Source organism: Chthonobacter albigriseus (genome assembly GCF_013839445.1).
GTDB lineage: Bacteria > Pseudomonadota > Alphaproteobacteria > Rhizobiales > Pleomorphomonadaceae > Chthonobacter > Chthonobacter albigriseus.
This window is the reverse complement of record NZ_JACDIT010000001.1, coordinates 847,812-870,708: the sequence shown is the minus strand read 5'-3', so window position 1 is coordinate 870,708 and position 22,897 is coordinate 847,812. Positions and strand designations below refer to the sequence as shown.

19 protein-coding genes are annotated in these 22,897 nt (G+C 67.5%); 12 read left to right on the top strand and 7 right to left on the bottom strand.

The features are described 5' to 3' along the window. The first annotated feature begins 60 nt into the window (after nt 1-60). From HZ321_RS03875 to HZ321_RS03860, 4 genes are all read left to right on the top strand, one after another. Nucleotides 61-837: an alpha/beta hydrolase gene (locus HZ321_RS03875; RefSeq protein ID WP_181700394.1), complete on the top strand. Its 777-nt coding sequence runs from the start codon at nt 61-63 to the stop codon at nt 835-837. 166 nt (nt 838-1,003) lie between these two features. Continuing rightward, nucleotides 1,004-1,813: a 4-hydroxy-tetrahydrodipicolinate reductase gene (gene dapB / locus HZ321_RS03870; protein ID WP_181700392.1), complete on the top strand. Its 810-nt coding sequence runs from the start codon at nt 1,004-1,006 to the stop codon at nt 1,811-1,813. Between the two features lie 109 nt (nt 1,814-1,922). Continuing rightward, nucleotides 1,923-2,543 (top strand): 2,3-bisphosphoglycerate-dependent phosphoglycerate mutase, encoded by a 621-nt coding sequence (locus HZ321_RS03865; RefSeq protein WP_181700390.1) that lies wholly within the window; start codon nt 1,923-1,925, stop codon nt 2,541-2,543. Nucleotides 2,544-2,620: 77 nt separating this feature from the next. After that, the gene (locus HZ321_RS03860) at nt 2,621-3,157 is read left to right on the top strand and encodes a GNAT family N-acetyltransferase (protein ID WP_181700388.1); all 537 of its coding nucleotides are present in this window, start codon (nt 2,621-2,623) and stop codon (nt 3,155-3,157) included. Between the two features lie 105 nt (nt 3,158-3,262). Here HZ321_RS03860 and HZ321_RS03855 read toward each other — a convergent pair whose 3' ends face one another. Together HZ321_RS03855 and HZ321_RS03850 are read right to left on the bottom strand one after the other, a co-directional pair. After that, entirely contained in the window at nt 3,263-4,141 is an 879-nt protein-coding gene (locus HZ321_RS03855) for a methylated-DNA--[protein]-cysteine S-methyltransferase (RefSeq protein WP_181700386.1), read from the bottom strand. Between the two features lie 176 nt (nt 4,142-4,317). After that, a complete protein-coding gene (locus HZ321_RS03850) occupies nt 4,318-4,854 on the bottom strand; it encodes a DUF2244 domain-containing protein (protein WP_181700384.1) in 537 nt (178 codons plus the stop codon). Nucleotides 4,855-4,876: 22 nt separating this feature from the next. Between HZ321_RS03850 and nth the strand changes: the two genes are divergently transcribed. Continuing rightward, nucleotides 4,877-5,644 carry an endonuclease III gene (nth, locus tag HZ321_RS03845; protein ID WP_181700383.1) on the top strand — a complete coding sequence of 256 codons (768 nt, stop codon included), beginning with the start codon at nt 4,877-4,879 and terminating at the stop codon, nt 5,642-5,644. Nucleotides 5,645-5,980: 336 nt separating this feature from the next. On the opposite strand, the gene HZ321_RS03840 is transcribed toward nth, so the two are convergent. Continuing rightward, on the bottom strand, nt 5,981-8,257 hold the full coding sequence (locus tag HZ321_RS03840) for an NADP-dependent malic enzyme (RefSeq protein WP_181700381.1): 2,277 nt from the start codon (nt 8,255-8,257) through the stop codon (nt 5,981-5,983). A gap of 178 nt (nt 8,258-8,435) precedes the next feature. Here HZ321_RS03840 and murJ point away from each other — a divergent pair, with 178 nt between their 5' ends. Together murJ and trpS are read left to right on the top strand one after the other, a co-directional pair. Then, the gene (murJ, locus tag HZ321_RS03835) at nt 8,436-10,040 is read left to right on the top strand and encodes a murein biosynthesis integral membrane protein MurJ (protein WP_181700379.1); all 1,605 of its coding nucleotides are present in this window, start codon (nt 8,436-8,438) and stop codon (nt 10,038-10,040) included. A gap of 64 nt (nt 10,041-10,104) precedes the next feature. Continuing rightward, nucleotides 10,105-11,142 (top strand): tryptophan--tRNA ligase, encoded by a 1,038-nt coding sequence (trpS, locus tag HZ321_RS03830; RefSeq protein WP_181700377.1) that lies wholly within the window; start codon nt 10,105-10,107, stop codon nt 11,140-11,142. A 45-nt stretch (nt 11,143-11,187) separates the two neighbouring features. On the opposite strand, the gene HZ321_RS03825 is transcribed toward trpS, so the two are convergent. After that, a complete protein-coding gene (locus HZ321_RS03825) occupies nt 11,188-13,239 on the bottom strand; it encodes a sensor histidine kinase (protein ID WP_181700376.1) in 2,052 nt (683 codons plus the stop codon). Between the two features lie 108 nt (nt 13,240-13,347). Continuing rightward, complete coding sequence (gene mutS / locus HZ321_RS03820) at nt 13,348-16,077, bottom strand: DNA mismatch repair protein MutS (RefSeq protein WP_244635554.1); 2,730 nt, start codon at nt 16,075-16,077, stop codon at nt 13,348-13,350. 164 nt (nt 16,078-16,241) lie between these two features. On the opposite strand from mutS, the gene HZ321_RS03815 reads away from it, so the two are divergent. Beyond that, entirely contained in the window at nt 16,242-16,742 is a 501-nt protein-coding gene (locus HZ321_RS03815) for a GNAT family N-acetyltransferase (protein ID WP_181700374.1), read from the top strand. 6 nt (nt 16,743-16,748) lie between these two features. Here HZ321_RS03815 and HZ321_RS03810 read toward each other — a convergent pair whose 3' ends face one another. Both HZ321_RS03810 and HZ321_RS03805 read right to left on the bottom strand, forming a co-directional pair. Continuing rightward, nucleotides 16,749-17,267: a metallophosphoesterase family protein gene (locus HZ321_RS03810; protein WP_181700372.1), complete on the bottom strand. Its 519-nt coding sequence runs from the start codon at nt 17,265-17,267 to the stop codon at nt 16,749-16,751. A 16-nt stretch (nt 17,268-17,283) separates the two neighbouring features. Further along, nucleotides 17,284-20,070 carry a [protein-PII] uridylyltransferase gene (locus tag HZ321_RS03805; protein WP_181700370.1) on the bottom strand — a complete coding sequence of 929 codons (2,787 nt, stop codon included), beginning with the start codon at nt 20,068-20,070 and terminating at the stop codon, nt 17,284-17,286. Between the two features lie 136 nt (nt 20,071-20,206). Between HZ321_RS03805 and HZ321_RS03800 the strand changes: the two genes are divergently transcribed. The 4 genes from HZ321_RS03800 (at nt 20,207) to HZ321_RS03785 (ending at nt 22,895) form a co-directional block, all read left to right on the top strand. Further along, nucleotides 20,207-20,698: a universal stress protein gene (locus tag HZ321_RS03800; protein ID WP_181700368.1), complete on the top strand. Its 492-nt coding sequence runs from the start codon at nt 20,207-20,209 to the stop codon at nt 20,696-20,698. A 114-nt stretch (nt 20,699-20,812) separates the two neighbouring features. Then, the gene (locus tag HZ321_RS03795; protein WP_181700367.1) at nt 20,813-21,373 is read left to right on the top strand and encodes a NifU family protein; all 561 of its coding nucleotides are present in this window, start codon (nt 20,813-20,815) and stop codon (nt 21,371-21,373) included. Between the two features lie 164 nt (nt 21,374-21,537). After that, nucleotides 21,538-22,146: a malonic semialdehyde reductase gene (locus tag HZ321_RS03790; RefSeq protein ID WP_181700365.1), complete on the top strand. Its 609-nt coding sequence runs from the start codon at nt 21,538-21,540 to the stop codon at nt 22,144-22,146. An 89-nt stretch (nt 22,147-22,235) separates the two neighbouring features. Next, nucleotides 22,236-22,895 (top strand): response regulator, encoded by a 660-nt coding sequence (locus HZ321_RS03785; protein WP_181700363.1) that lies wholly within the window; start codon nt 22,236-22,238, stop codon nt 22,893-22,895. Nucleotides 22,896-22,897 lie beyond the last annotated feature (2 nt).

Genomic DNA, 22,897 nt, shown 5'->3' with positions numbered 1-22,897 from the left:
CCCGCCCACCATGGCAAACGTCAAACCCGCACCCGCCGCACCCCATCCCGAGGTCCGCCCATGCCGTCCGCCCCCGAAACGCTCGTCGTCGGCTCCGGCCCGGACGCCCGCTCCATCGCCCTCCTCGTCGACGAAGGCGTCGGACCGGCGCTCCTCTGGCTCGGCGGCTTCCGCTCCGACATGACCGGCTCCAAGGCAGAGGCGCTGGCCGAGTGGGGCCGGCGGAACGGGCGCCGCGTCGTCCGCTTCGACTATTCCGGCCACGGCGCCTCCGGCGGCCTCTTCACCGACGGCACCATCAGCCGCTGGGCGGAGGAGGCCGAGGCCGTCCTCGATCGCTTCACAGAAGGCCCGGTCGTCCTCGTCGGCTCCTCCATGGGCGGCTGGATCGCACTCCTCCTCGCCCGCCGGCTTCAGGCGGCCGATCGGGCCGACCGGCTCGCCGGCCTCGTCCTGATCGCGCCGGCGCCGGATTTCGCCACCCGCCTCATGGAGCCCGCCTTCACCGAGGCCATGCGTCGCGAGCTTGCCGCAACCGGCTCCGTGCGCCTTCCCAGCGCCTACGCCGACGAGCCCACCGTCATCACCCGCGCCTTCCTGGACGACGGTGCCCGCAACACCGTCCTCGACGACGACATCCGGATCGGCGCGCCCGTCCACATCGTCCAGGGCATGCAGGATCCCGACGTCCCCTACGCCCACGCCCTTCTCCTCGTCGACCGCCTCGTCCACGACGACGTGGTCGTCACCCTCGTCAAGGACGGCGACCACCGCCTCTCACGCCCCGAGGACATCGCCCGCATCCTCGCCGCCGTCGCCGAGATGGGGCAACGCTGAGCGCCGATGCGGCCGCTGTGTCCGGTGGGAGGCCGCAGGCGGCATCCGCCGCTCCGGATGCGACCATGGTCGGAATCGCCGGCAGAGGCCGTCCTCGCCCTTTCCACCCGCCGCGCCCGCCTGCTATAGGCGAGGCCGCTCGGGATTTTCGCGAGGAACGGCTGGGATGACTGACATGAAGCTCGTCGTGGTGGGCGCAGCGGGCCGGATGGGCCGCACGCTGATCCGCGCCGTCGCCACCACCCCCGGCGTCGTCCTCTCCGGCGCGATCGAGCGGGAGGGCGCTGCCGATCTCGGCAGGGACGCCGGCCTTCTCGCCGGCGTCGGCGAACTGGGCGTGCCCGTCACCGACGATCCCTTGCCCGCCTTCGCGGCGGCGGAGGGTGTCCTCGACTTCACCACGCCGGCCGCCAGCGTCGCCTTCGCCGAACTCGCCGCCCAAGCCCGTATCGTCCACGTCGTCGGCACCACCGGTTGCTCGGCCGAGGACGAGGCGAAGTTCGACGCCGCCGCGCGCCACGCCGTGGTCGTCAAGTCCGGCAACATGAGCCTCGGGGTCAATCTGCTCGCCAGCCTCGTTCGCCGCGCCGCGAAGTCGCTGGGTCCGGAGTGGGATATCGAGATCGTCGAGATGCATCACCGCATGAAGGTGGATGCGCCCTCCGGCACCGCGCTGCTGCTGGGCGGGGCCGCGGCCGAGGGCAGGGCGATCCGCCTCGAGGACGCTGCCGTCCGCGGCCGCGACGGCCAGACCGGCGTCCGCCCGCAGGGCGCGATCGGTTTCGCGGCCCTGCGCGGCGGCACCGTGGTCGGCGACCACGCCGTCATCTTCGCCGGTGCCGGCGAGCGGATCGAACTCACCCACCGTGCCGAGGATCGCGCCTTGTTCGCCACCGGCGCCCTCCGGGCGGCGCTGTGGGGCCGCGGCCGCAAGCCCGGCCGCTACTCCATGGCCGACGTGCTCGGCCTCGATTGATTGCGTCCCGTCCGGCTGACACGCGGTAAACGCGGCAGCCGGAGAGTGTCAGGAAAGGGCGTCGGCCGGCAGCCGGCAGGCGCTTCCATCAGAAGGGAGTTCCCCCCGCATGAACCGCCTGCTCGTCCTCGTCCGCCATGGCCAGAGCGACTGGAACCTGAAGAACCTCTTCACCGGCTGGAAGGACCCCGACTTGACGCCCCAGGGCATCGAGGAGGCCAAGGCCGCCGGCCGCAAGCTCCGCGACCTGAAGCTCGGCTTCGACGTCGCCTATACCTCCGTGCTGACGCGCGCACAGCACACGCTCCGCCTCATCCTGGAGGAGATCGGCCAGACCGACTTGCCGACGGTCAGGGACCAGGCCCTCAACGAGCGCGACTACGGCGAGTTGACCGGCCTCAACAAGGACGACGCCCGCGCCCGCTGGGGCGAAGAGCAGGTCCACGTCTGGCGCCGCTCCTTCGACGTGCCCCCGCCCGGCGGCGAAAGTCTGAAGAACACGGCCGAGCGGGTCTTGCCTTATTTCGATCGTGAAATACTTCCTCGCGTGATGGCGGGCGAACGGGTCCTCGTTGCCGCGCACGGCAATTCGCTGCGGGCGCTCATTATGCAGTTGGAAGGGTTGACGGGCGAAGAGATTGTCGCCCGGGAACTCGATACGGGCGTTCCGATCGTATATCGTCTGAACGAGGACGGAAGCATCGCAAGCAAGGAAGTCCTGAAGGGCTGATCCTCCAGGCCGACCTGCCGACGAGCGGGCATCAACCGCCAGCGAACGACCGCCCTTATCCACCTGGGGAGGCGGACATGACGGTTGATGTGGCACGGCAGGTCTCCATCCGAAGGCTGACCCCGGAAGAGGTCCGCAACCGGGCTCACGAACTCGCGGACATGCTGATCGACGCTGTCGATGCCGGCGCGCAGGTGTCTCTCATGAGGCCGCTCGCGCCGCTGTCGGCGGTCCGCTTCGTGCTCGACGTTGCCGATGCGATGAAGCGCTCCACCCACCTGTTCATCGCCGAGGACGCCGAGGGTATCGTCGGCGCGGCCCAACTGGTCCGCGCCTCCGCCGCCAACCAGCCCCACCGGGCCAGTGTGGACCGACTGCTCGTCCACCGTCGCGGTCGGGGCAGGGGCGTCGGACAGGAATTGATGCAGGAGCTTGAAACCAGCGCGCGGGTGATGGGGATAACCCTCCTCACCGCCGATGCGGCGCCAGGCGGACCCGGCGAGCGACTCTATCGGCGGGTCGGCTTCCTGGAGGCCGGAACAATCCCCGGCTACGCCCTCGACCCCGACGGCGCCCCCACCGACGCCGTCATCTACTACAAGCCGCTACATTGAGCCTTTGGGCGCTACGTAGCCGCGACTTGCCACGATAAAGGCGACTACACACCCCCGAAAAACGGCGCGGAAGATCACCCTCCGCGCCGTGTCCGCAAGGTCGTCTCATTCCGTGCCGGACAGCTTGTTCACCAGCCCGGTCTCCCAGCCGAGGATCGCCTTCTTGCGCGTCAAGCCCCAGTGATAGCCGCAGAGATCGCCCTGTCGGCCGAGCACGCGATGGCAAGGAACCACGAACGAAATGGGGTTGCGGCCCACCGCGGAGCCCACCGCGCGCACCGCCTTCGGGTTCCCGATATGCCGGGCGATGTCGCTGTAAGTCGTTGCTTTTCCAAGAGGAATCCGCAGCAGCGTCTCCCATACCCGAACCTCGAAGTCCGATCCGATGAACACCAGGCGCAGCGGCCGGTCGTGGCTCCAGAAGCCCGGATCGAACACCTGCCGGGCATAGGGTGCGGTCACCTCCGGGTCGTGGACGAAGGCTGCCGCCGGCCAGCGGGTGGCCATGTCCTCGAACGACCGCTGCTCCTCGCCCGGGTCGGCGAAGGCCAGACCGGCCAGGCCGCGATCGGTCGCCATCACCACCGCCGTCCCGAACGGCGACGAATGGAACCCGTAAGCTATTGTAACTCCACCACCTCTTGCCTTGTAGGCGCCCGGGCTCATGGCCTCGTGGGTGACGAAAAGGTCGTGCAGCCGGCCCGGTCCTGACAGGCCCACCTCGTAGGCGGTGTCGAGAATCGAGGCGCTGTCGTTGAGCATCCGGCGCGCCTGATCCAGCGTCAACGCCTGGACGAACGCCTTCGGCGTCAGTCCAGCCCAACGTGTGAACACCCGGTGCAGATGGTTTGCATCAGTACCGACCGCCGCAGCGATGGTCTCGAGCTCGGGCTGATCTCTCCACCGTTCGGAGATATACTGTATGGTATCGCGCACCAGCGTGTAATCGGCCGCCTGACGATCCAGAACGACAGGCTCCGCCATCCGGAACTCCTTGTGAAGATAGCTGCCGTCGGTCCGGGATGTCGAGCCTTCGGAATGGGGCGTGAACACGGAATCCATAACATATCTCCGTCGTATCGATGCTGAGACGGTAGTGGGAGCTTTTCCGCGCCACCACCCGTTTCTCGCAACCGCCGCCGATACCCTTCGAACTGGTGTCAGATTGTGCCGTCGGCCAGGGCAGGTCCGCCGCGTCTGGCCGTAACCAGCGCATTTCCGAGTGCCTGCGCGAAGCTCTCCCGATCCGCCGGGTTGAGGAAAGCGCCGACAGGTTGTGATTTGCCGTGACTGACCAGGCTGACCTGCACCACGCCCTCGTCCTCCAACCGCACCACGTTCAACCGGACCCAGAACGGGTTGAGATGATGCTCCCGGATCTCTCCGCGGTGCGACACCCGGATGATGTGCACGTCTTCCGCGGAAACGTGGATCTCCTCGAATTCCCTTGCCTTGTCATAGCTTAGCCGGAACGCGACATAGACGATCAGGACGTCGAGCCCCATGAACCAGAACACCGGCCAGGCGCCCACCACCAGGAACATCACCCCCGACCCGAAGCAGAGCGCGCTGACGATCGCCATCAGCGCCACGAAGCCGCTCGGCCCGAGCGATCGGTAGGGCGTCAACCGCGCCGAGAAGAAGGGTTGCGCCGCTTCTGACCCGGCGGGCGAAACGGGTGGATTGCCTGTCGTCATCTCAGCTCATTATAGAGGAGCCATGACCCGCGCAAAGCCCTCCGTCCCCGCCTCCGCCGTTGCAACGCCCAAGCCCAAGCCGGCCGCCCGCAAGCGCCGGCCGAAGTCGGTCTACACGCCGGATGAGGTCGAGGCGATCTTCGCCCGCTTCCGCGCCGCCAACCCGGAACCGAAGGGCGAGCTGGAGCACGTCAACGCCTTCACGCTGCTCGTGGCAGTGGTCCTGTCGGCCCAGGCGACCGACGCCGGCGTCAACAAGGCGACTCGCCACCTCTTCCAAGTGGCTGACACGCCTCAGAAAATGCTGGAACTGGGGGAGGATGCGGTGCGCGAGGCTATCAAGACCATCGGCCTCTTCCGCAACAAGGCGAAAAACGTCATCGCGCTTTCCAAGGCTCTCGTCGACGGCTACGGCGGCGAGGTTCCGGCCGACCGCGCGGCCCTGGAGCAACTGCCCGGAGTCGGCCGAAAGACCGCCAACGTCGTCCTCAACATGGCGTTCGGCCAGCCCACCTTCGCCGTCGACACCCACATCTTCCGGCTGGGCAACCGGTTGCTCCTCGCCCCCGGCAAGAACCCGTTGGAGGTGGAACTCGCCTTCGAGCGGATCGTCCCGGAGCCCTACAAGCTCCATGCCCACCACTGGCTCATTCTGCATGGTCGCTACATCTGCAAGGCCCGCCGGCCCGAATGCGAGCGCTGCCTGATCTACGATCTCTGCAAGAGCCCGGAGAAGCGCCCGGTGTCGCCGCCGTCCGACCTGCCGCCGGCCGAATCGGTCCCGACCTGAACGGCGGATTCCAAGTGGCGCAGGCCACGGCGACTTATGCTTGGATAGAAAATATCACCCCAAAAAATAGACACTGCACTGTGATGCGTCAGTCGGGGCGGTTAGCGTCAGCGGCGGGCCAATGGCCTCGTCAGACCAACCTATAAAAATCGAATCCGGCCCAACTTGTTAAGCCTTGATTCAGCAACTCCGCGCAATTCTCCAGTTGTCGCACGGGCAGGAGCACCAGCCACGTCCTGCCGGCGATCAGGTTTTACGATCGGCAGCCTCTCTGTCGATCCACTTGCCGCCCCGGGAAACTGGGGCGGCATTTTTCATGTCTCCGGGTGGAACCGGTCATCCCACGGTGTCGAAAGCCGCAAAAGCGGCCATGTTGACGATGTCACTGTCCTGGCTTCCGAGCGGCATGATCTGGACCGGCTTATCCAAGCCGACCAGCAGCGGCCCGATCACGGTCGATCCGCCGAGCTCCTGCAGCATCTTGGTCGCGATCGAGGCAGAGTGGAACGCCGGCATCACCAGCACGTTCGCCGGGCCCGTCAGCCGGCAGAACGGATAGAGCGCCATCCGGTCCGGATTGAGGGCGACATCGGCCGCCATCTCGCCGTCGTACTCGAAATCCACCCGCTGCCGGTCGAGGATCTGCACCGCCTCCCGCACCCGCGCCGACCGTTCGCCCTCCGGATGCCCGAAGGTCGAGTAGGCCAGCATCGCAACCCGCGGATCGTAGCCGAGCCGCCGGGCGAACCGGGCCGCTTGAACCGCGATATGCGCCAGTTCCTCAGCCGTCGGCATGTCGTGCACCGCCGTATCGGCGATCAGCACGGTCCGGCCGCGGCAGAGCGCGATCGAGACGCCGATCACCTTTTGCCCGGGCTTCGGATCGATCACCTGGCAGACCTCTTCCAGAACCACCGAGTAGTTCCGCGTCACCCCCGACACCATGGCGTCGGCGTCGCCGAGCGCCACCATCAGCGCGCCGAAGTAGTTGCGGTCGGTGTTGACCAGCCGGACGCAGTCGCGGTGCAGGAAGCCCTTGCGCTGCAGCCGGGCGTAGAGGGTGTCGGCATAGTCCTTGGTGCGGGCGGACAGCCGGGCGTTGGCGATCTGCATGCCCTCGCGGTTGAGGTCGATGCCGGCCGCCGCCGCGGTCGCGCGGATCTGGTCTTCGCGGCCGACCAGGATCGCGGTGCCGAGGCCCTGTGTGGCGAAGCTCGCCGCGGCACGGATCACCTGCTCCTCCTCGCCTTCGGCGAACACGATCCGCCGCGGCTTCTGCTTCACCTTGGAGAAGATGCGCTGCAGCGTTCCGGCCGCCGGATCCCGGCGCGCGGAGAGCTGGTGCCGGTACTGTTCCCAGTCGACGATCGGCTTGCGGGCGACGCCGCTGTCGATGGCGGCCCGGGCGACCGCCTCGGGGATCGTGGAGATCAGCCGGGGATCGAACGGCACCGGGATGATGTAGTCACGCCCGAACCGGGGACGCTGGCCCCGGTAGGCCGCCGCCACCTCGTCCGGCACGTCCTCGCGCGCCAGCAGCGCCAGCGCCTCGGCCGCGGCGATCTTCATACGGTCGTTGATGGTTGTCGCCCGCACGTCCAGCGCCCCGCGGAAGATGTAGGGGAAACCGAGTACGTTGTTGACCTGGTTGGGATAGTCCGACCGTCCGGTGGCCACGATAGCGTCGCCGCGGATGGCGTGCGCCTCCTCCGGCGTGATCTCCGGATCCGGATTTGCCATGGCGAAGATGATAGGGTCCTTCGCCATCGAGAGGATCATCTCCTTGGAGAGCGCGCCCTTCGCCGAGAGGCCGAACACCACGTCCGCCCCGTCCATCGCTTCGGCGAGGCTTCGGGCCGAGGTTTCCACCGCGTGGGCGGACTTCCACTGGTTCATGCCCTCGGTGCGGCCCTTGTAGACCACGCCCTTGGTGTCGCAGAGGATGACGTTCTGGTGCGGCATGCCGAGCGCCTTGACGAGCTCGATGCAGGCGATCCCGGCGGCCCCCGCGCCGTTGCAGACGAGCTTCGTCGTCCTGATGTCGCGTCCGGTCAGGTGCAGCGCGTTGATCAGCCCGGCGGTGGAGATGATGGCCGTGCCGTGCTGGTCGTCGTGGAACACCGGAATGTCCATCAGTTCGCGCAGGCGGCTCTCGATGATGAAGCACTCCGGCGCCTTGATGTCCTCCAGGTTGATCCCGCCGAAGGATGGCCCGAGGTAGCGCACGCAGTTGATGAAGGTGTCCGGATCCTCCGTGTCGACTTCCAAGTCGATCGAATCCACATCCGCGAAGCGCTTGAAGAGCACGGCCTTGCCCTCCATCACCGGCTTGGAGGCGAGCGGGCCGAGGTTGCCGAGCCCCAGGATCGCGGTGCCGTTGGAGATCACCGCCACCATGTTGCCGCGGGCGGTGTAGTCGAAGGCGAGCGAGGGGTCCTCGGCGATCTTGCGCACCGGCACGGCGACGCCGGGCGAATAGGCGAGCGACAGGTCCCGCTGCGTCGCCATCGGTTTGGTCGGCATGATCTCCAGCTTGCCCGGCCGACCTTGCGCGTGGAACAGCAGCGCCTCCTGCTCCGTGAACGACAGCCCGGATTTGGTATTCTCGGCCATGACACAACCCCTCCGCCGCCGCGTCCTGTCGCGGGGTGGCGGACCATAGTTCAGGGCAGGGGTGGTGCCAACTAGCCGGAAGGCGGGATACGGCCTCCGATGAGTGCCGCGCCCCTTGGCATCTAGTCCGGCTTGCCTGTATCTCTTGCCCACCTCAAGGCAGGAGCCGCATTCGCCGATGAACCTTTTGAAGAACTTCGCGACCGTCGGCATGGCGACGCTCACGTCCCGCGTGCTCGGCTTCATCCGCGACGTGTTCATGGCGAACATGCTGGGCACCGGACCGGTGGCCGACGCCTTCATCGTCGCCTTCCGACTGCCCAATCTTTTCCGCCGCCTCTTCGCCGAGGGCGCCTTCTCCGCCGCCTTCGTGCCGCTGTTCGCGAGAGCCTTGGAGGAGGGTGGCCCGCCGCGCGCCCGCGTGCTTGCCGAGGAGATCCTTTCGGTCTTCCTGCTGGCGCTGACCCTGATCACCATTATCGCCGAACTCGCGGCGCCGCTGCTGGTCTACGCCCTGGCGCCAGGCTTTGCCTCCGACCCCCAGAAGTTCACCGACGCGGAACTGATGACGCGCATCATGTTCCCCTATCTCGCCTGCATGTCGCTGACGGCGATGGCCGCGGGGATGCTGCAGTCCTTCGGCCGCTTCGCTGTCGCCGCCTTCGCGCCTTCGCTGCTGAACGTGGTGCTCGTCGCCGCGCTGGCGCTGATCTGGTCGCAAGGCTGGGCGGGAACGCCCGACGCCGCCTACACGCTCTCCTGGGCCGTCTTCATCGCCGGCTTCGCCCAGCTCCTGGCAGTCGCCGGCGCGCTCTGGTTCATCGGTTTCCCCGTGTCTCTGCGCCGGCCGAAGGTCACCGCCAACGTCCGGCGGCTCGTCTCGCTCGGCATCCCCGGCGTGATCTCGGGCGGCATCACCCAGATCAACATCGTCATCGGCACCATCATCGCCTCCCTGCAGGCGAGCGCGGCGAGTTGGCTCTACTACGCCGACCGCATCTACCAGCTGCCGCTCGGCGTCATCGGCGTGGCGATCGGCGTCGTGCTGCTTCCCGACCTCACGCGCCGCGTGCGCTCCGAGACGCCGGAAACCGCGCTCCACACGCAGAACCGCGCGCTCGAGTTCGCGATGGCGCTGACCCTGCCGGCGACCGTGGCCCTGGTGGCGATCCCCTTCACCATCATGCGCGTGCTGTTCGAGCGTGGCGCTTTCACTTCGGCCGACACCAACGCCACCGGCTGGGCAGTGATGGCCTTTGCCTTCGGGCTGCCCGCCTTTGTCGCCATCAAGGTTTTCCAGCCGAGCTACTTCGCCCGCGAGGATACCCGCACGCCGACGGTCCAGGGTGGCATCTCGGTGGCCGTCAACGTCGGCATGTCGCTCGCCCTGTTCCCAACCTTCGGCCATGTCGGGATTGCCCTGGCGACGGCCGTCGCGGCCTGGGTGAACGCGGTGATGCTGTGGGTCGTGCTGGTCCGCCGCGGCCATTTCGCCGCCGACCGTCTCCTCGTCCGCCGTCTCGTCCTGCTCGCGGTGGCCAGCCTGCTGATGGGCGGGGGCCTGGTGGCGGGCGTGGACTGGCTGTCGCCGTGGCTTTCCGACGACAGCGAGATCGTTTCCGGCCTCGCGCTCCTGGCGCTCTGTGCCGGCGGCATGGCGATCTATGGTCTGGCAGCGGTGCTCACCGGCGCGGTTGACATCCGGCGATACGGCCGCGCGCTTCTGGAGCGCCGGAGCCGCAAGACGAAGCCTGCGGCGGAACAGCCGCCAGCCGACACTTGAACGCGGACGGCGGCTCGCGCATAACGCCGTCGGCAAAATAGGCCTCCCTCCAAAAGAGACCCCCATGGCGTTCAAGCCCCTCGTGTTTTCCGGCGTCCAGCCGACAGGCAATCTCCATCTCGGCAACTATCTCGGCGCCATCAAGCGCTTCGTGGAGATGCAGGCCACCCACGACTGCATCTATTGCGTCGTCGACCTGCACGCCATCACGGTCTGGCAGGATCCGGTCGAGCTGAAGAAGCAGATCCGCGAAGTCACCGCGGCCTTCCTCGCCGCCGGCATCGATCCGAAGGCCCACATCGTCTTCAACCAGAGCCGCGTGGTGGAGCACGCCGAACTGGCGTGGGTGTTCAACTGCGTCGCCCGCATGGGCTGGCTGAACCGCATGACGCAGTTCAAGGAGAAGGCCGGCAAGGACCGCGAGAACGCCTCGGTGGGCCTGTTCGCCTATCCGACGCTGATGGCGGCCGACATCCTCGTCTACCGCGCCACCCATGTACCGGTCGGCGAGGACCAGAAGCAGCACCTGGAACTCGCTCGCGACATCGCTCAGAAGTTCAACAACGACTTCTCGGCCGCGATCGCCGCCAACGGCCACGACCCGGAGGACGGCTTCTTCCCGCTGCCGGAGCCGCTCACGCAGGGCCCCGCGCCGCGCGTGATGAGTCTGCGCGACGGCACCAAGAAGATGTCGAAGTCCGACCCGTCGGACTACTCGCGCATCGGCCTCACCGACGACGCCGACGCCATCGCGCAGAAGATCCGCAAGGCACGCACGGACCCGGACGCCCTGCCGTCCGAACTGGAAGGTCTCAAGGATCGTCCCGAGGCGGACAACCTCGTCACCATCTACGCCGCCCTGGCCGACACCTCCCGCGCGGCCGTGCTGAAGGAATTCGGCGGCTCGCAGTTCTCCACCTTCAAGCCGGCCCTCGCCGACCTCGCCGTCTCGGCGCTGTCGCCGGTCAGCACCCGCATGCGCGAGCTGATGGCCGACACCGCCTACATCGACGGCGTCCTGAAGGACGGCGGCGAGCGGGCGACCGCCATCGCTCGTCCGGTGATGGATCAGGTCAAGGACATCGTCGGCTTCCTGCGCTGAAGCCGGATCCGGTCGGACCGGCATGAGAGCGTCCGCCAGGCGCCCTCATGCATCCTCGAGCGGGGCGTCGATGGTGCAGACCACGCCGTCCGGCTCGAACAGGATCCGCACCTCGCCATCCAGTTCGCGAGACAGCCCCGTTTCGATCATCCGGCTGCCGAACCCGCGGCGGGCCGGCTCTTCCACAGGCGGCCCGCCGATTTCCTGCCAGCGGAATTGAAGCCGCTTGACGGGGCCGGCGGGAACCAGCACCCAGCTGATCCGCACGTGCCCGCCCTGAACCGACAGCGCGCCGTACTTCACCGCGTTGGTCGACAGTTCGTGCAGTGCCATCGCCACGGAGAGCGCCGTCTGCGGCGCCAGCCGCACCGGCACGCCGGTGATGCCGAAGCGTTCGCCGTCATGCGGCTCCACCGCCGATGTCACGATGTCCCGGAGGTCGGCGCCTTCCCAACGCTCCCGCGTGAGAACGTCATGCGCCTGCGCCAGCGCCACGATGCGGCCGGTGAAGGCTTCGCGGGCGACGACGGTGTCGACGTTTGACCTGAGGCTCTGCGCGGCGATGGAATTCACCGTGGCGAGGGTGTTCTTGACCCGGTGGTTGAGTTCGTTGATCAGCAGCCGCTGATGCCGCTCCACCTCCAGGCGCTTGGTCACGTCGGTGAAGGCGGTCAGAACGCCTTCCAGCCTGTCGCCGTCCATCACCGGAATCGCGTTGACCGACAGGATCGTCTGCTCGCCGCCGTCCGGACCGGAGATCGCGAACTCGTAGCCGAACACCGTTTCACCGCGCAAGGCGCGGGAAGCGGGCAGATCCTCGGGGGGGATGGGCCGGCCGTTAATGTCGGCGATGCCCCAATCCTTGTCATCCACCTTGCGGCCTTCCAACTCGGCCCGTGTCAGCTTCAGGATCGTCCCGGCGGCATGGTTTGCAAAGGTGATCGTCCGATCCGGCGCGAACTCCACGATACCGACGGGCGAGGCGTTGAGCACGCGTTCCAGCCGCCCGTTGATGGTCGCCAGGGCATTCTCGGCCCGGTTTCGGGCTTCCGCGCGCTTGTTGAGCTCCTGCGCGGCGTGATGGATGGAATCGCCGATCAGATTGATCTCGCGGATCGTCGTCGGCGCTGGCTTGTGCAGCGGCGTTGCCTGGCCGACGGCGGTGGCGGCCGTCGCCAGATTGGTAAGCGCCCGCGAAATCCGTCGACCGAACATCGCGGCGGCCAGCACCGAGAAGGAGAGCCCGGCGAGACCTACGCCGGTGATCCAGAACAGCGATTGGCGGAGCGGCTGCTCCACCGCCAGCATCGGCACGCCGGTCGCGATCCGCCAACCCGTCACCGGGGAACGCACATGAGCCGACAGAACCGCGACGCCCTCCTTGGTGGTGCCCTTCCAGGCGCCGCGCTCGCCGACCGCGTTCCGCCGCAGATCCTCCGTGGCGACCGCACCGAGAAAGCGCTCGTGCTGGCGCGACCGCGCGACGATCAGGTCGTTCTTGTCGACGATGGCGCCTACCCAGGCTTCCGGCAGGTTCTCCGCGGCTAGGATGTCGGCGAGGGTTTTCGGGGAGAACGATAGGCTGATCACGCCGACCGATCCGGGCTGATCGGTCAGCGGCACGGACACCGTTACCACCGGCGTTCCGCCGTCCGCCGACTCGAGCCCCGAAACCGCTGGCTCGCCGGATGCGATCGCGTCTTGTTCGCTCGGGGTCAGTCCTCGGGGAACCGCCTTTCCGTCGCTGGCCGCGAGAACGGAGCCGTCCGCCCGCTTCACGATCAGTGTCCCGGACAGAGCGGCCGCTGCGTTCCTCACTGCATCGGCAGAGGGCGGGATCACCGCCCCGCCGGTGCCGAGCGCGGCGGCGGCGAACACCGCGAGCGCCTCCTCGTAGCCGAGTACCTTGCGGTCGATCGAGGCGCTGATCCGTTCGGCGACCGCCATCGCGTCAAGGGTGTAGCGTTCCCGTTCGGTCGTGCTGAAGCGCACGGCCAGGAACATCGCCGCCGCGATGATCGGCACCAGGAGAAGCGTCACCAGCGCCACGAAGTGGAGCTGGGCCGAAAAGACGCGCGGCGAAGGAGACCCGGCCATGTGTCTGATGCCACCCCCGGCAACTGAATGTTACATGCGCGTTGCCGCAACTGTTCTCGTCAATATACGGTGCGAAGGGACAAGTCAGCAGCTTCGCCGATGGAGCCTTCAACCTGGCTTGACGGACCGTTGAAACGCTGCCTTGAGACGGTAGAGTTCCTCCAACGCTTCTCGTGGCGTCAGATCGTCAGGCTGCAGTGCCGCCAGCAGCAGGGTGATCTCGTTCTCGGTGTTCGGTCCCGTATCGACCGGAGGTGCAGGCCGTCGGCGAGCCGCGGAGAACAGCGGCAGGTCGTCGAGCACCGCCGGGGCGTTGTTGCCGCCGGACCGCTCGAGTTCCTCCAGCACCGACCGGGCACGGTCCACCACCACCGCCGGGAGCCCGGCGAGCTTGGCGACCTGGATGCCATAGGAGCGGTCGGCCGCTCCCGGCACGATCTCGTGCAGGAAAACGACGTCGCCCTTCCATTCCTTGACCTTCACGGTGGCGTTCGCCACCCGCGCCAGTCGTTCGTTGAGGGCGGTCAATTCGTGGTAGTGGGTCGCGAACAGCGCCCGTGACCGGTTCACCTCGTGCAGGTGCTCCACCGTCGCCCAGGCGATCGCAAGGCCGTCGTAGGTTGCGGTTCCACGGCCGATCTCGTCGAGGATGACGAAGGCACGCGGTCCCGCCTGGTTGAGGATCGCCGCGGTCTCGATCATCTCCACCATGAAGGTGGACCGTCCCCGCGCAAGGTCGTCGGCCGCACCGACGCGGCTGAACAGGCGGTCGACCACGCCGATGTGCGCCGACCGCGCCGGCACGTGCGACCCGGCCTGCGCCAGCACGGCGATCAACGCGTTCTGGCGAAGAAACGTGGACTTGCCCGCCATGTTGGGTCCGGTCACCAGCCACAGCTGTCCGGCGGCCTGGTCGTCGCGGGTACCCACGTCGCAACCGTTCGCCACGAAGGTTGCTCCGTCCTCCCGCAGCATCTGCTCCACCACCGGATGGCGTCCAGCGTCGATCGCGAAAGCAAGGCTGTCGTCCACCCGCGGCCTGACATACCCCTCCGCTTCCGCCAGGTCGGCCAGCGCGCTCGCGACGTCGATCACCGCGATTGCCTCGGCCGCCCGCTTCACCGGGCTGGCGGCCGCGATCACGCGGGCCGCCAGTTCATCGAACACGGAGAGCTCGATACCGAGCGCCCGCTCACCCGCCGAGGCGATCCGCCCCTCCAGTTCGCCGAGTTCGGTGGTGGAGAAACGGACTGCGTTGGCGAGGGTCTGCCGGTGGATGAAGGTGCGGTTGAGCGGCTCGGCCATCATCGCCGCGCCGTAGTTGGGCGCGACCTCCACGAAGTATCCGAGCACGCCGTTATGCCGGATCTTCAGCGAGCGGATGTCCGATAGGCTCATGTAGGTCGACTGCAATGAAGCGATGACCTGCCGACTTTCGTCCCTGAGAGCCCGCGCCTCGTCGAGGTCGCCGCGACAGCCGGCCCGTACGAACCCCCCGTCCCGCTTCAGCAGCGGAAGCTCGTCGGCGAGAGTGGCTGCGATATCCAGCCCGAGCTGGTGCGGCGCTGCACGAAGGGCCTTCACCGCCGCTGCGATCTCGGCGCCGAGGGGGTCCACGGTCGCGATCTGCTCCGCGAGGGCGGCAGCGGCCGTCAGGCCGGCGGCCAGTGCGGCGAGGTCGCGCGGTCCGCCGCGCCCCAGCGTCAGACGGGTGAGGGCGCGCGCCATGTCGGGCGTGCGTCGGAGGTCTTCGCGGACGCGGGCCCGCAACGCCGGCTCCGCAACAAACAGGTCGACCGCATCCAGCCGGTTGCGGATCGTCTCCGGGTCGGTCAGCGGGCAGGCGATCCGATCGGCGAGCAGACGCGCCCCGGATCCGGTGACGGTGCGGTCGACGGCGGCCAGAAGGCTCCCGCGCCGCTCGCCGGCCATGGTTCGGATCAGTTCCAGGTTGGCGCGGGTCGCCGCGTCGATGGCCATCGCCCCGCTTTCCCGCTCCCGCGCCGGCGGGTCGAGGGGCGGCCGGTTGCCGACCTGCGTCTTCTCCACATAGGCCACCAGCGCAGCCGCCGCCGACAGCTCCAGCCGGCTGAACAACCCGAAGGCGTCGAGCGACCGCACGGCGTAGAAGGAGGCCAGCCTGTCATGCGCGGTCGCGCCGTCGAAGAAGGCGCGCGGCACCGGCACGATCTCCGCTCCGGCGGTCTTCACGACCTGGCGCAGGCCGTCGTCTTCCAGGAGATTGTCGGGAACCAGCAGCTCCTTTGGCTCCACCCGCGCGAGCAGGGCCGGCAGGCCCGCCGGTTCGCACTCGCAAAGCCGAAAGGTGCCCGTCGACATGTCGAGCCAGGCGAGGGCGAAGCGGTCCGCCGTGCCGTCCGACCCGCGGCTCCGCGCCAGGCCGGCGAGCCAGTTGGAGCGGCGCGAGTCGAGAAGGTTCTCCTCGGTCAGAGTACCCGGCGTGACGAGGCGAACCACGTCGCGCCGGACGATCGACTTGCCGCCCCGCTTGCGGGCTTCCGCCGGATCCTCCATCTGCTCGCACACCGCGACACGGTGACCGAGCGCGATCAGCCGCTGCAGGTAGTCGTCGGCCGTGTGGAGCGGCACCCCGCACATCGGGATGTCCTGTCCGAGGTGCTTGCCGCGCTTGGTGAGGGTGATGCCGAGCGCGCGCGAGGCCACCTCTGCGTCATCGAAGAACAGCTCGTAGAAGTCGCCCATCCGGAAGAACAGCAGGCAGTCCGGGTTTGCGGCCTTGATCTCGATGAACTGCGCCATCACCGGCGTCACGTGGCCGGCCGCGGCGTCCTCGTCCAGGGGGGAGTGCTCGGTCATGGGCGGGACGCTACCAAAACGGGAGCCGCGGGGCACGCGGTGAGATGAGGCGCCGGGCATTGAGATGTGGAAAGGGCAGGCAATACGCCGACCCGCTCCGCCGGCGATTGCAGCCGCGCCTTTCATGCGATCCTATCGCCCATCTTGGGAAGGGAGATGCCGGGATGACGATCGTGATACGACCCGTGGTGGAGACGGACGCCGCGGCGATCGCCAATCTCCTCAACGCCATCATCGAGACCCGCCGGCTGACTGTGATGGTGGAGCCTCTGAGTGAGGACGACGAGCGGTCCTTCATCCGGAATATACCGTCGCGTGCACTGTTCCTGGCGGCCGTCGATCTTGCCGGCGGCGAGATCCTCGGCGTCCAGGACGTTCTGCCCCATGCCGGCGGCCCCGCGTTCGCTCACGTCGGGGAGATCAGCACCTTCGTCGCCGCAGCGGCGCGCGGGCGCGGCGTCGGCCGCAGCCTCGCAACCTCGATGCTGGCGGCGGCCCGGACGCGCGGCTTCGCCAAGCTGATGGCGACGGTACGCGCTGACAACCCCGCCGCGCTTGCCTTCTATGCCAGCCAGGGGTTTCGCACTGTCGGCGTTGCCGAACGCCATGCCGTCATCAACGGCCAAGCGGTGGACGAGGTTTTCCTGGAACGCCACCTCGCCTGAAGATCATCAAGCCCGAGCGGCGGCCTTGCGCGTCCGCGACGACAGGATGGCCGGCAGCGGCACCGGCCGGAATCCGAACACGTCCACGCCGACGTCGAACTGCCGCGGCATCGGCTTCAGCTTGCCGTGGCTGTGGCCGTGCAGGTCGATCCAGCCTTTTCCCATGTGGTTCCAGGTCCGGAACGGATAGTGGCAGAGCACCAGGTGCGTGCCGTCCAGTTCCAGTTCGCGATAATGCCCGACGCTCGCCCATGCCGGATTTTCCAGCGTCGACGGTCCGTCGTTGTTGCCGATGATGAGGTGCTTTCGTCCGTTGAGGCGTGACAGCAGGGTCGAAGCCCGCTCGGCCGGCTTGGCCAGACAGAAATCCCCGAGGTGCCATACCTCGTCGTCTGGCCCGACGGTCTCGTTCCACGCCTCGATCAGCGCCGCGTCGTGGGAGGCGAGATCCGGGAACGGCCGTCGGTCGATCCGCAGCACGCGCGGATCGCCGAAATGCGTATCGCTGGTGAAATAGACCGCCATGCCATGCCCGTCCGGCTCACCCGGCCTTGCGCGCCGGCTTCGTCTCCGCAACACCGTCGAAAGCCGCCGTGATCCGTCGCTTGATCGCCGCCTGCCTCGGCGAGGTCTGGATCTTCTGCCGGGTGAGATCGGTGACGTAGAACACGTCTACCGCCCGCTCGCCGAAGGTCGCCACATGCGCCGATGCGATGTTGAGGTTGAGATCGGAGATCGCCCGGGTGAGGTCGTAGAGCAGTCCTGGCCTGTCCAGCCCCGACACCTCGATGACGGTGAACTGCTCCGACAGCGTGTTGTCCAGGCTGACCTCCGTCGGCAGGATGAAGGCCTTCGGCGGCTTCTTGGTCGCCACCCGCTTAGCGACCATGTCGGGCACCCGCTCCCGCCCTTCCAGCGCCGCCTCGATCAGGCTGCAGATCCGTCCCGCCCGCCGCGTTTCGTCGGCGTCCTCGGCGAACTCGCGGCTGACAACGATGGTGTCGAGGGCGAGGCCGTCGGTGGTCGTGAAGATCTGCGCGTCCACGATGTTGGCACCGGCGGCGGTGCACGCGCCGGCGAGCGTGGAGAGAAGGCGGGGGTGGTCGGGGGCGACCACTGTGATTTCCGTCACCGCCTCGAAGCGCTTGGTGCCGAAGGCGGTCGCCAGCCGCCGGCTGGCCTCGTCGCTTTTCTTGAGAAGGTGGGCGTGGGCGACCTTGTCGGCGATGTCGACGCGCAGCCAGTAGGGCGAGTAGTGCCGCTCCATGTAGCGGTCGCGTTCCGTCTGCGCCCAGTCTGAAAGCCGGTCCGCGAGTTCCCGCTTGGCCGCCGCGACGCGCTGGTCACGCGACAGCTGGCTGTGCCCGCCGAGGAGATAGGGCTCCGTCTCGTAGTAGAGCGTGCGAAGCAACTGGCCCTTCCAGCCGTTCCAGACGCCTGGGCCGACCGCCCGGATGTCGGCCACCGTCAGCACGATCAGCAGCTTCATTCGCTCCAGCGTCTGCACCACGGCGGCGAAATCGCGGATCGTCTTGCGGTCGGCGAGGTCTCGGGACTGGGCGGTAATCGACATGGTCAGGTGCTGCTCGACCAGCCAGGCCGCCAGTTCCGTCTCCGCCGGCGAGAATCCGAAGCGCGGTCCGAGCCGCCGGGCGATCTTGGCGCCGGCGATCGAATGATCCTCCGGCCGGCCCTTAGCGATGTCGTGCAGGAAGAGGGCGAAATAGAGCACGCGCCGGTGCGGCAGGTGCTTCATGATCTCCACGGAGAGGGGATTGGAGTCCGGCGATTCACCGCGCTCGATGGAGGCGAGGATGCCGATGGCCCGGATGGTGTGCTCGTCCACCGTGTAGTGGTGGTACATGTTGAACTGCATCATCGCCACGACCTTGCCGAAATCGGGAACGAAGCGGCCGAGCACGCCGGTCTCGTTCATGGCGCGCAGCACCGCTTCGGCGTGGTTCTTCGACGAGAGAAGCTCCAGAAACAGCCGGTTCGCCTCCTCGTTCTCCCGCAGCGAGGCGTCGACGAGGCGCAGCGACCGCGTGATCAGCTTCAGCGCATCGGGATGGAAGGCGAGCTCCGTGCGATCCGCAACATGGAAGATGCGGATCAGGTTGACCGGGTCCCGGACGAACACGCTGTCGTCCTGGACCATCAGGCGGTCGTGGTCGACGATGAACTGCGGATGGCCGGGAATCGACTTGTGCCGGCGGCGCATTGCCTTGCTGAGCACCCGGTCGAGCACCGGCATCGGCTTGGCATGATTTTCCTCCAGCGCCGCGCAGAAGATGCGGGTAAGGTCGCCGACATCCTTGGCCACCAGGAAGTAGTGCTTCATGAAGCGCTCCACCGGCGTCAGCCCGGGATGCTCCTGGTAGCCGAGCAGGTTTGAAAGCTCGCGCTGGACATCGAAGCCGACGCGGTCGTCCGCCCGCCGGGTGATGAAGTGCAGGAAGCAGCGGACCGCCCAGAGGAAGTCCTCGCACTTGTGGAAGCGGTTCATCTCCTGCCGCGAGAACACGCCGAGGCGCACCAGCTCGTCGGTGCTGGACACCTGGTAGAAGTATTTGGCGATCCAGAACAGCGTGTGGAGGTCGCGCAGGCCCCCCTTGCCCTCCTTGACGTTGGGCTCCACCAGATAGCGCGACGCGCCCTGCCGTCGGTGCCGTTCGTCGCGTTCGGCCAGCTTGGCCTGGATGAACTCCGGTCCGGTTCCCTTCACCACGTCGGCAAGGAAGCGCCGGCGCAGTTCCTCGAAGAGAGGCTTGTCGCCCCAGATCCAGCGTGCCTCCAGCACGGCGGTTCGGATCGTCATGTCGGAACGGGCGAGGCGGATGCACTCGTCCACCCGGCGGGTGGCGTGCCCGACCTTGAAGCCGAGGTCCCAGAGAACGTAAAGCACGTATTCCACGACGCTCTCGCCCCAGGGCGTCTGCTTGTAGGGCAGCAGGAAGAGCAGGTCGACGTCCGAGCCCGGCCCCAGCGTGCCGCGTCCGTAGCCGCCGACCGCGGCGAGCGCCATGCGCTCCGACGACGACGGATTGTCCACCTTGAACACCCGCTCGATCGCATGGTCGTAGGCGATGCGGATGATCGTATCCATGAGGTGGGAGAGCCGCTCCGCGCAGAGCATGCCCTTGCGATCCTGCGTCAGCAGCGTGCGCGCGGTTTCCCGGCCTTCCGCATTCACCCGCTTCAGCACGGCGACGATGGCCGCCCGCGGGTCACCCTTCCCCTGGACCTGCGCTTCCCGACAAAGCGCCGCGATCTCGGCGCGGACAACGGTTTCGTCGATCAGGACTTCGATGTCGTTTCTTGTCGTCATTGGCGTCGCCGCGTCGGAAAAACCGCACCCTAGGGATTGTCTCGTCGCGGTGCAAATGCTCCCGCGCAGCCCGCTCCTGCCCCCTCCGGCATCCCCCCGGCTTGCCGCCGGACCCGCCGCGACGCTACATAGGGGCATGGTATCCAAACGCCTTGCCCGGGAAGAAGGGCACCGCCGCAAGTTCCTCGCCGTGATCGACGAATCGCCCGAGTGCGATCGCGCGGTGGTCTATGCCGCCAGCCGCGCCGCCCGCACCAACGGCGTGCTGGTGCTCCTGACCGTGATCGAGCCGGGCGACTTCCAACACTGGCGCGGGGTGGAGACGATCATGCGCGCCGAAGCCATGGACGAGGCCGAGGCGCGGCTGACCAGATTCGCCGAACGCGTCCGCGCCATGGTCGCGATCGACGCCGAGATGGTCATCCGCGAGGGGAAGCCGGCCGATGCGATCGTATCGCTGATCGAGGAGGACCGCGACATCGCGATCCTGGTGCTCGCCACCTCCACCGGCACGGAGGGTCCGGGGCCGTTGGTCGCCCACATGGCCGCGAAATCGGGCGGCTTCCCGATTCCCGTGACCATCGTTCCAGGCGATCTCACCGACGAGGACATTGCGGCAGTCGCCTGACGGGGTGTTGATCCCGGAACGGCTTGATCGTTCCGCAGGAATGGCTATCTTCCAGTCTTAGAAGAATTCCAAGGTGGCGCCCGTGGACGGCGTCCCTCTCCCGGAGCCTGTTCCATGTTCATCCAGACCGAAGCGACGCCCAACCCCGCGACGCTCAAATTCCTTCCCGGCCGCGTGGTCTACGACGATGGCCCGCTGGAGTTCCGTTCCGAAGCCGAGGCTGCTGCCTCGCCGCTCGCCGCAGCCCTCTTCACCGTTCCGGGCGTGACCAGCGTCTTCTTCGGCTACGACTTCATCACCGTGACCAAGAACGACAGTGACTGGGCCCGCCTGAAGCCGGCGGTTCTCGGCGCCATCATGGAGCATTTCATGTCCGGCGCGCCGATCCTCGCCGGCGCTGACCGCGGCTCGGCCGACGTCGCCGAGGACTACGACCCCGCCGACGAGGAGACCGTGGCGACCATCAAGGAGTTGCTGGACACCCGCGTGCGTCCCGCCGTCGCGGCCGATGGCGGCGACATCACCTTCCGCTCCTTCAAGGACGGCGTGGTCTACCTCAACATGCGCGGCGCCTGTGCCGGCTGTCCGTCGTCGACCGCGACGCTGCGGCACGGCATCCAGAACCTCCTCCGGCACTTCCTGCCCGAAGTCAGCGAAGCCCGCGCGACCTCCTGAGGAAACGCTTACCCGCAGAGGCCGCGGTCCCCATGCAGCGACCGCTGCCTTTTCCGTTCGGGTGCAATACGGTGAACAGTGTGTCGCATTGCAGCGACCTAACCAAATCAGAAGCCAGTTCCTATCTACCTTGTTGGAATTGACGACCCAGCAAGGACCTCCCCATGGACATCGCAGCCGTACCTGTTTCCGGCGCCCTCGACGCCGCTGCACTCGATCTGCTCTTCCGCGAAGCGCGGACCTACAACGCCTTCCTCGACACGCCCGTTTCCGACGAGACGCTGAACACGCTGGTGGAACTCGCCGAGTTCGGTCCCACCGCAGCCAACTCCGTTCCGTACCGCGTTGCCTTCGTGCGCAGCGAAGAGGCCAAGGCCAAGCTCTCGCCGCACCTTTCCGAAGGAAACCGGGCAAAGACGCTCGCCGCTCCCGTCACGGCCATCCTCGCCTACGACCTGGCCTTCCCGGACACCATGGCCCGCACCTTCCCGCATGCACCGGGAGCCAAGGACTGGTTTCAGGGGCCTGCGATTGAAGCCTCCGCTGCCATGAACGGGGCACTGCAGGCCGGCTATTTCATCATCGCGGCCCGTGCTCTCGGCCTGGACGCCGGCCCGATGGGCGGCTTCGACAAGGAAGGCGTGAACACCGCGTTCTTTGCCGGCGGCACCTGGCGTTCGCTCCTCCTGGTCAATCTCGGCTACGGAGACCGCACCAGGCTGCATCCGCGCAACCCGCGTCTTCCGGTCGACGAGATCTCCAGGATCCTTTGACGCCGTCGTCCGCCAAACGGACGGTTTCCGCGGCGGCTCCGAAGGCATAGACTTCCATCCAGCCGCATCACCGGCTGGATGAGGCCCGCATGACCCGCTTTCTGATCGTCGACGACCATCCTCTCTTCCGGGAGGCGCTGCAGAGCGTGATCCAGCGGGACTGGCCCGATGCGGAGATCCGCGAGGCCGGGTCCATCGACATGGCGGCGGACCTGCTCTCCAAGGGCCTGTCCGTCGATCTCGCGCTCCTCGACTTGTCGATGCCGGACGTCAGCGGCTTCGACGGGCTCCTGAAGCTGCGCACCAGCTTTCCCCGCCTGCCGATCGTCGTCGTCTCCGGCCTCGAGGACGCGCGGATCGTCCGCGAGGCTCTCTCCTACGGCGTCGCGGGCTTCATACCGAAATCGGTCCGCCGCGACGAACTCGGCCGCGCCATCGGCGAGGTGATGGCCGGCAACGTCTATGTGCCCCAGGGCATCCAGTCGGCCGCCGAACCCGTGGACCCGAGCCGCAGCGACCTCGTGCTCAAGCTCAAGACGCTGACACCGCAGCAGGTCCGCGTCCTGAAGATGCTGCGGCAGGGCCTGCTCAACAAGCAGATCGCCTTCGAGCTCAACGTCGGCGAGACCACGGTGAAGGCCCACGTCTCAGAGATCCTGCGCAAGCTCGGCGTCTACAGCCGCACCCAGGCCGTCATCGAGGCCTCGCGCATCGATTTCGAGCAGGTCCTGGCCGACCAGGAGGGCTGACT

Excerpts from the sequence above, each read along its gene's own strand:
- HZ321_RS03810 (WP_181700372.1), bottom strand. The coding sequence starts at position 17,267 with ATGGCGGTCTATTTCACCAGCGATACGCATTTCGGCGATCCGCGCGTG.
- nth (WP_181700383.1), top strand. The coding sequence starts at position 4,877 with ATGACCCGCGCAAAGCCCTCCGTCCCCGCCTCCGCCGTTGCAACGCCC.
- trpS (WP_181700377.1), top strand. The coding sequence starts at position 10,105 with ATGGCGTTCAAGCCCCTCGTGTTTTCCGGCGTCCAGCCGACAGGCAAT.
- dapB (WP_181700392.1), top strand. The coding sequence starts at position 1,004 with ATGACTGACATGAAGCTCGTCGTGGTGGGCGCAGCGGGCCGGATGGGC.
- HZ321_RS03800 (WP_181700368.1), top strand. The coding sequence starts at position 20,207 with ATGGTATCCAAACGCCTTGCCCGGGAAGAAGGGCACCGCCGCAAGTTC.
- HZ321_RS03795 (WP_181700367.1), top strand. The coding sequence starts at position 20,813 with ATGTTCATCCAGACCGAAGCGACGCCCAACCCCGCGACGCTCAAATTC.
- HZ321_RS03860 (WP_181700388.1), top strand. The coding sequence starts at position 2,621 with ATGACGGTTGATGTGGCACGGCAGGTCTCCATCCGAAGGCTGACCCCG.
- HZ321_RS03790 (WP_181700365.1), top strand. The coding sequence starts at position 21,538 with ATGGACATCGCAGCCGTACCTGTTTCCGGCGCCCTCGACGCCGCTGCA.
- HZ321_RS03855 (WP_181700386.1), bottom strand. The coding sequence starts at position 4,141 with ATGGCGGAGCCTGTCGTTCTGGATCGTCAGGCGGCCGATTACACGCTG.
- HZ321_RS03815 (WP_181700374.1), top strand. The coding sequence starts at position 16,242 with ATGACGATCGTGATACGACCCGTGGTGGAGACGGACGCCGCGGCGATC.
- HZ321_RS03840 (WP_181700381.1), bottom strand. The coding sequence starts at position 8,257 with ATGGCCGAGAATACCAAATCCGGGCTGTCGTTCACGGAGCAGGAGGCG.
- HZ321_RS03865 (WP_181700390.1), top strand. The coding sequence starts at position 1,923 with ATGAACCGCCTGCTCGTCCTCGTCCGCCATGGCCAGAGCGACTGGAAC.
- HZ321_RS03785 (WP_181700363.1), top strand. The coding sequence starts at position 22,236 with ATGACCCGCTTTCTGATCGTCGACGACCATCCTCTCTTCCGGGAGGCG.
- mutS (WP_244635554.1), bottom strand. The coding sequence starts at position 16,077 with ATGACCGAGCACTCCCCCCTGGACGAGGACGCCGCGGCCGGCCACGTG.
- HZ321_RS03825 (WP_181700376.1), bottom strand. The coding sequence starts at position 13,239 with ATGGCCGGGTCTCCTTCGCCGCGCGTCTTTTCGGCCCAGCTCCACTTC.
- murJ (WP_181700379.1), top strand. The coding sequence starts at position 8,436 with ATGAACCTTTTGAAGAACTTCGCGACCGTCGGCATGGCGACGCTCACG.
- HZ321_RS03875 (WP_181700394.1), top strand. The coding sequence starts at position 61 with ATGCCGTCCGCCCCCGAAACGCTCGTCGTCGGCTCCGGCCCGGACGCC.
- HZ321_RS03805 (WP_181700370.1), bottom strand. The coding sequence starts at position 20,070 with ATGACGACAAGAAACGACATCGAAGTCCTGATCGACGAAACCGTTGTC.
- HZ321_RS03850 (WP_181700384.1), bottom strand. The coding sequence starts at position 4,854 with ATGACGACAGGCAATCCACCCGTTTCGCCCGCCGGGTCAGAAGCGGCG.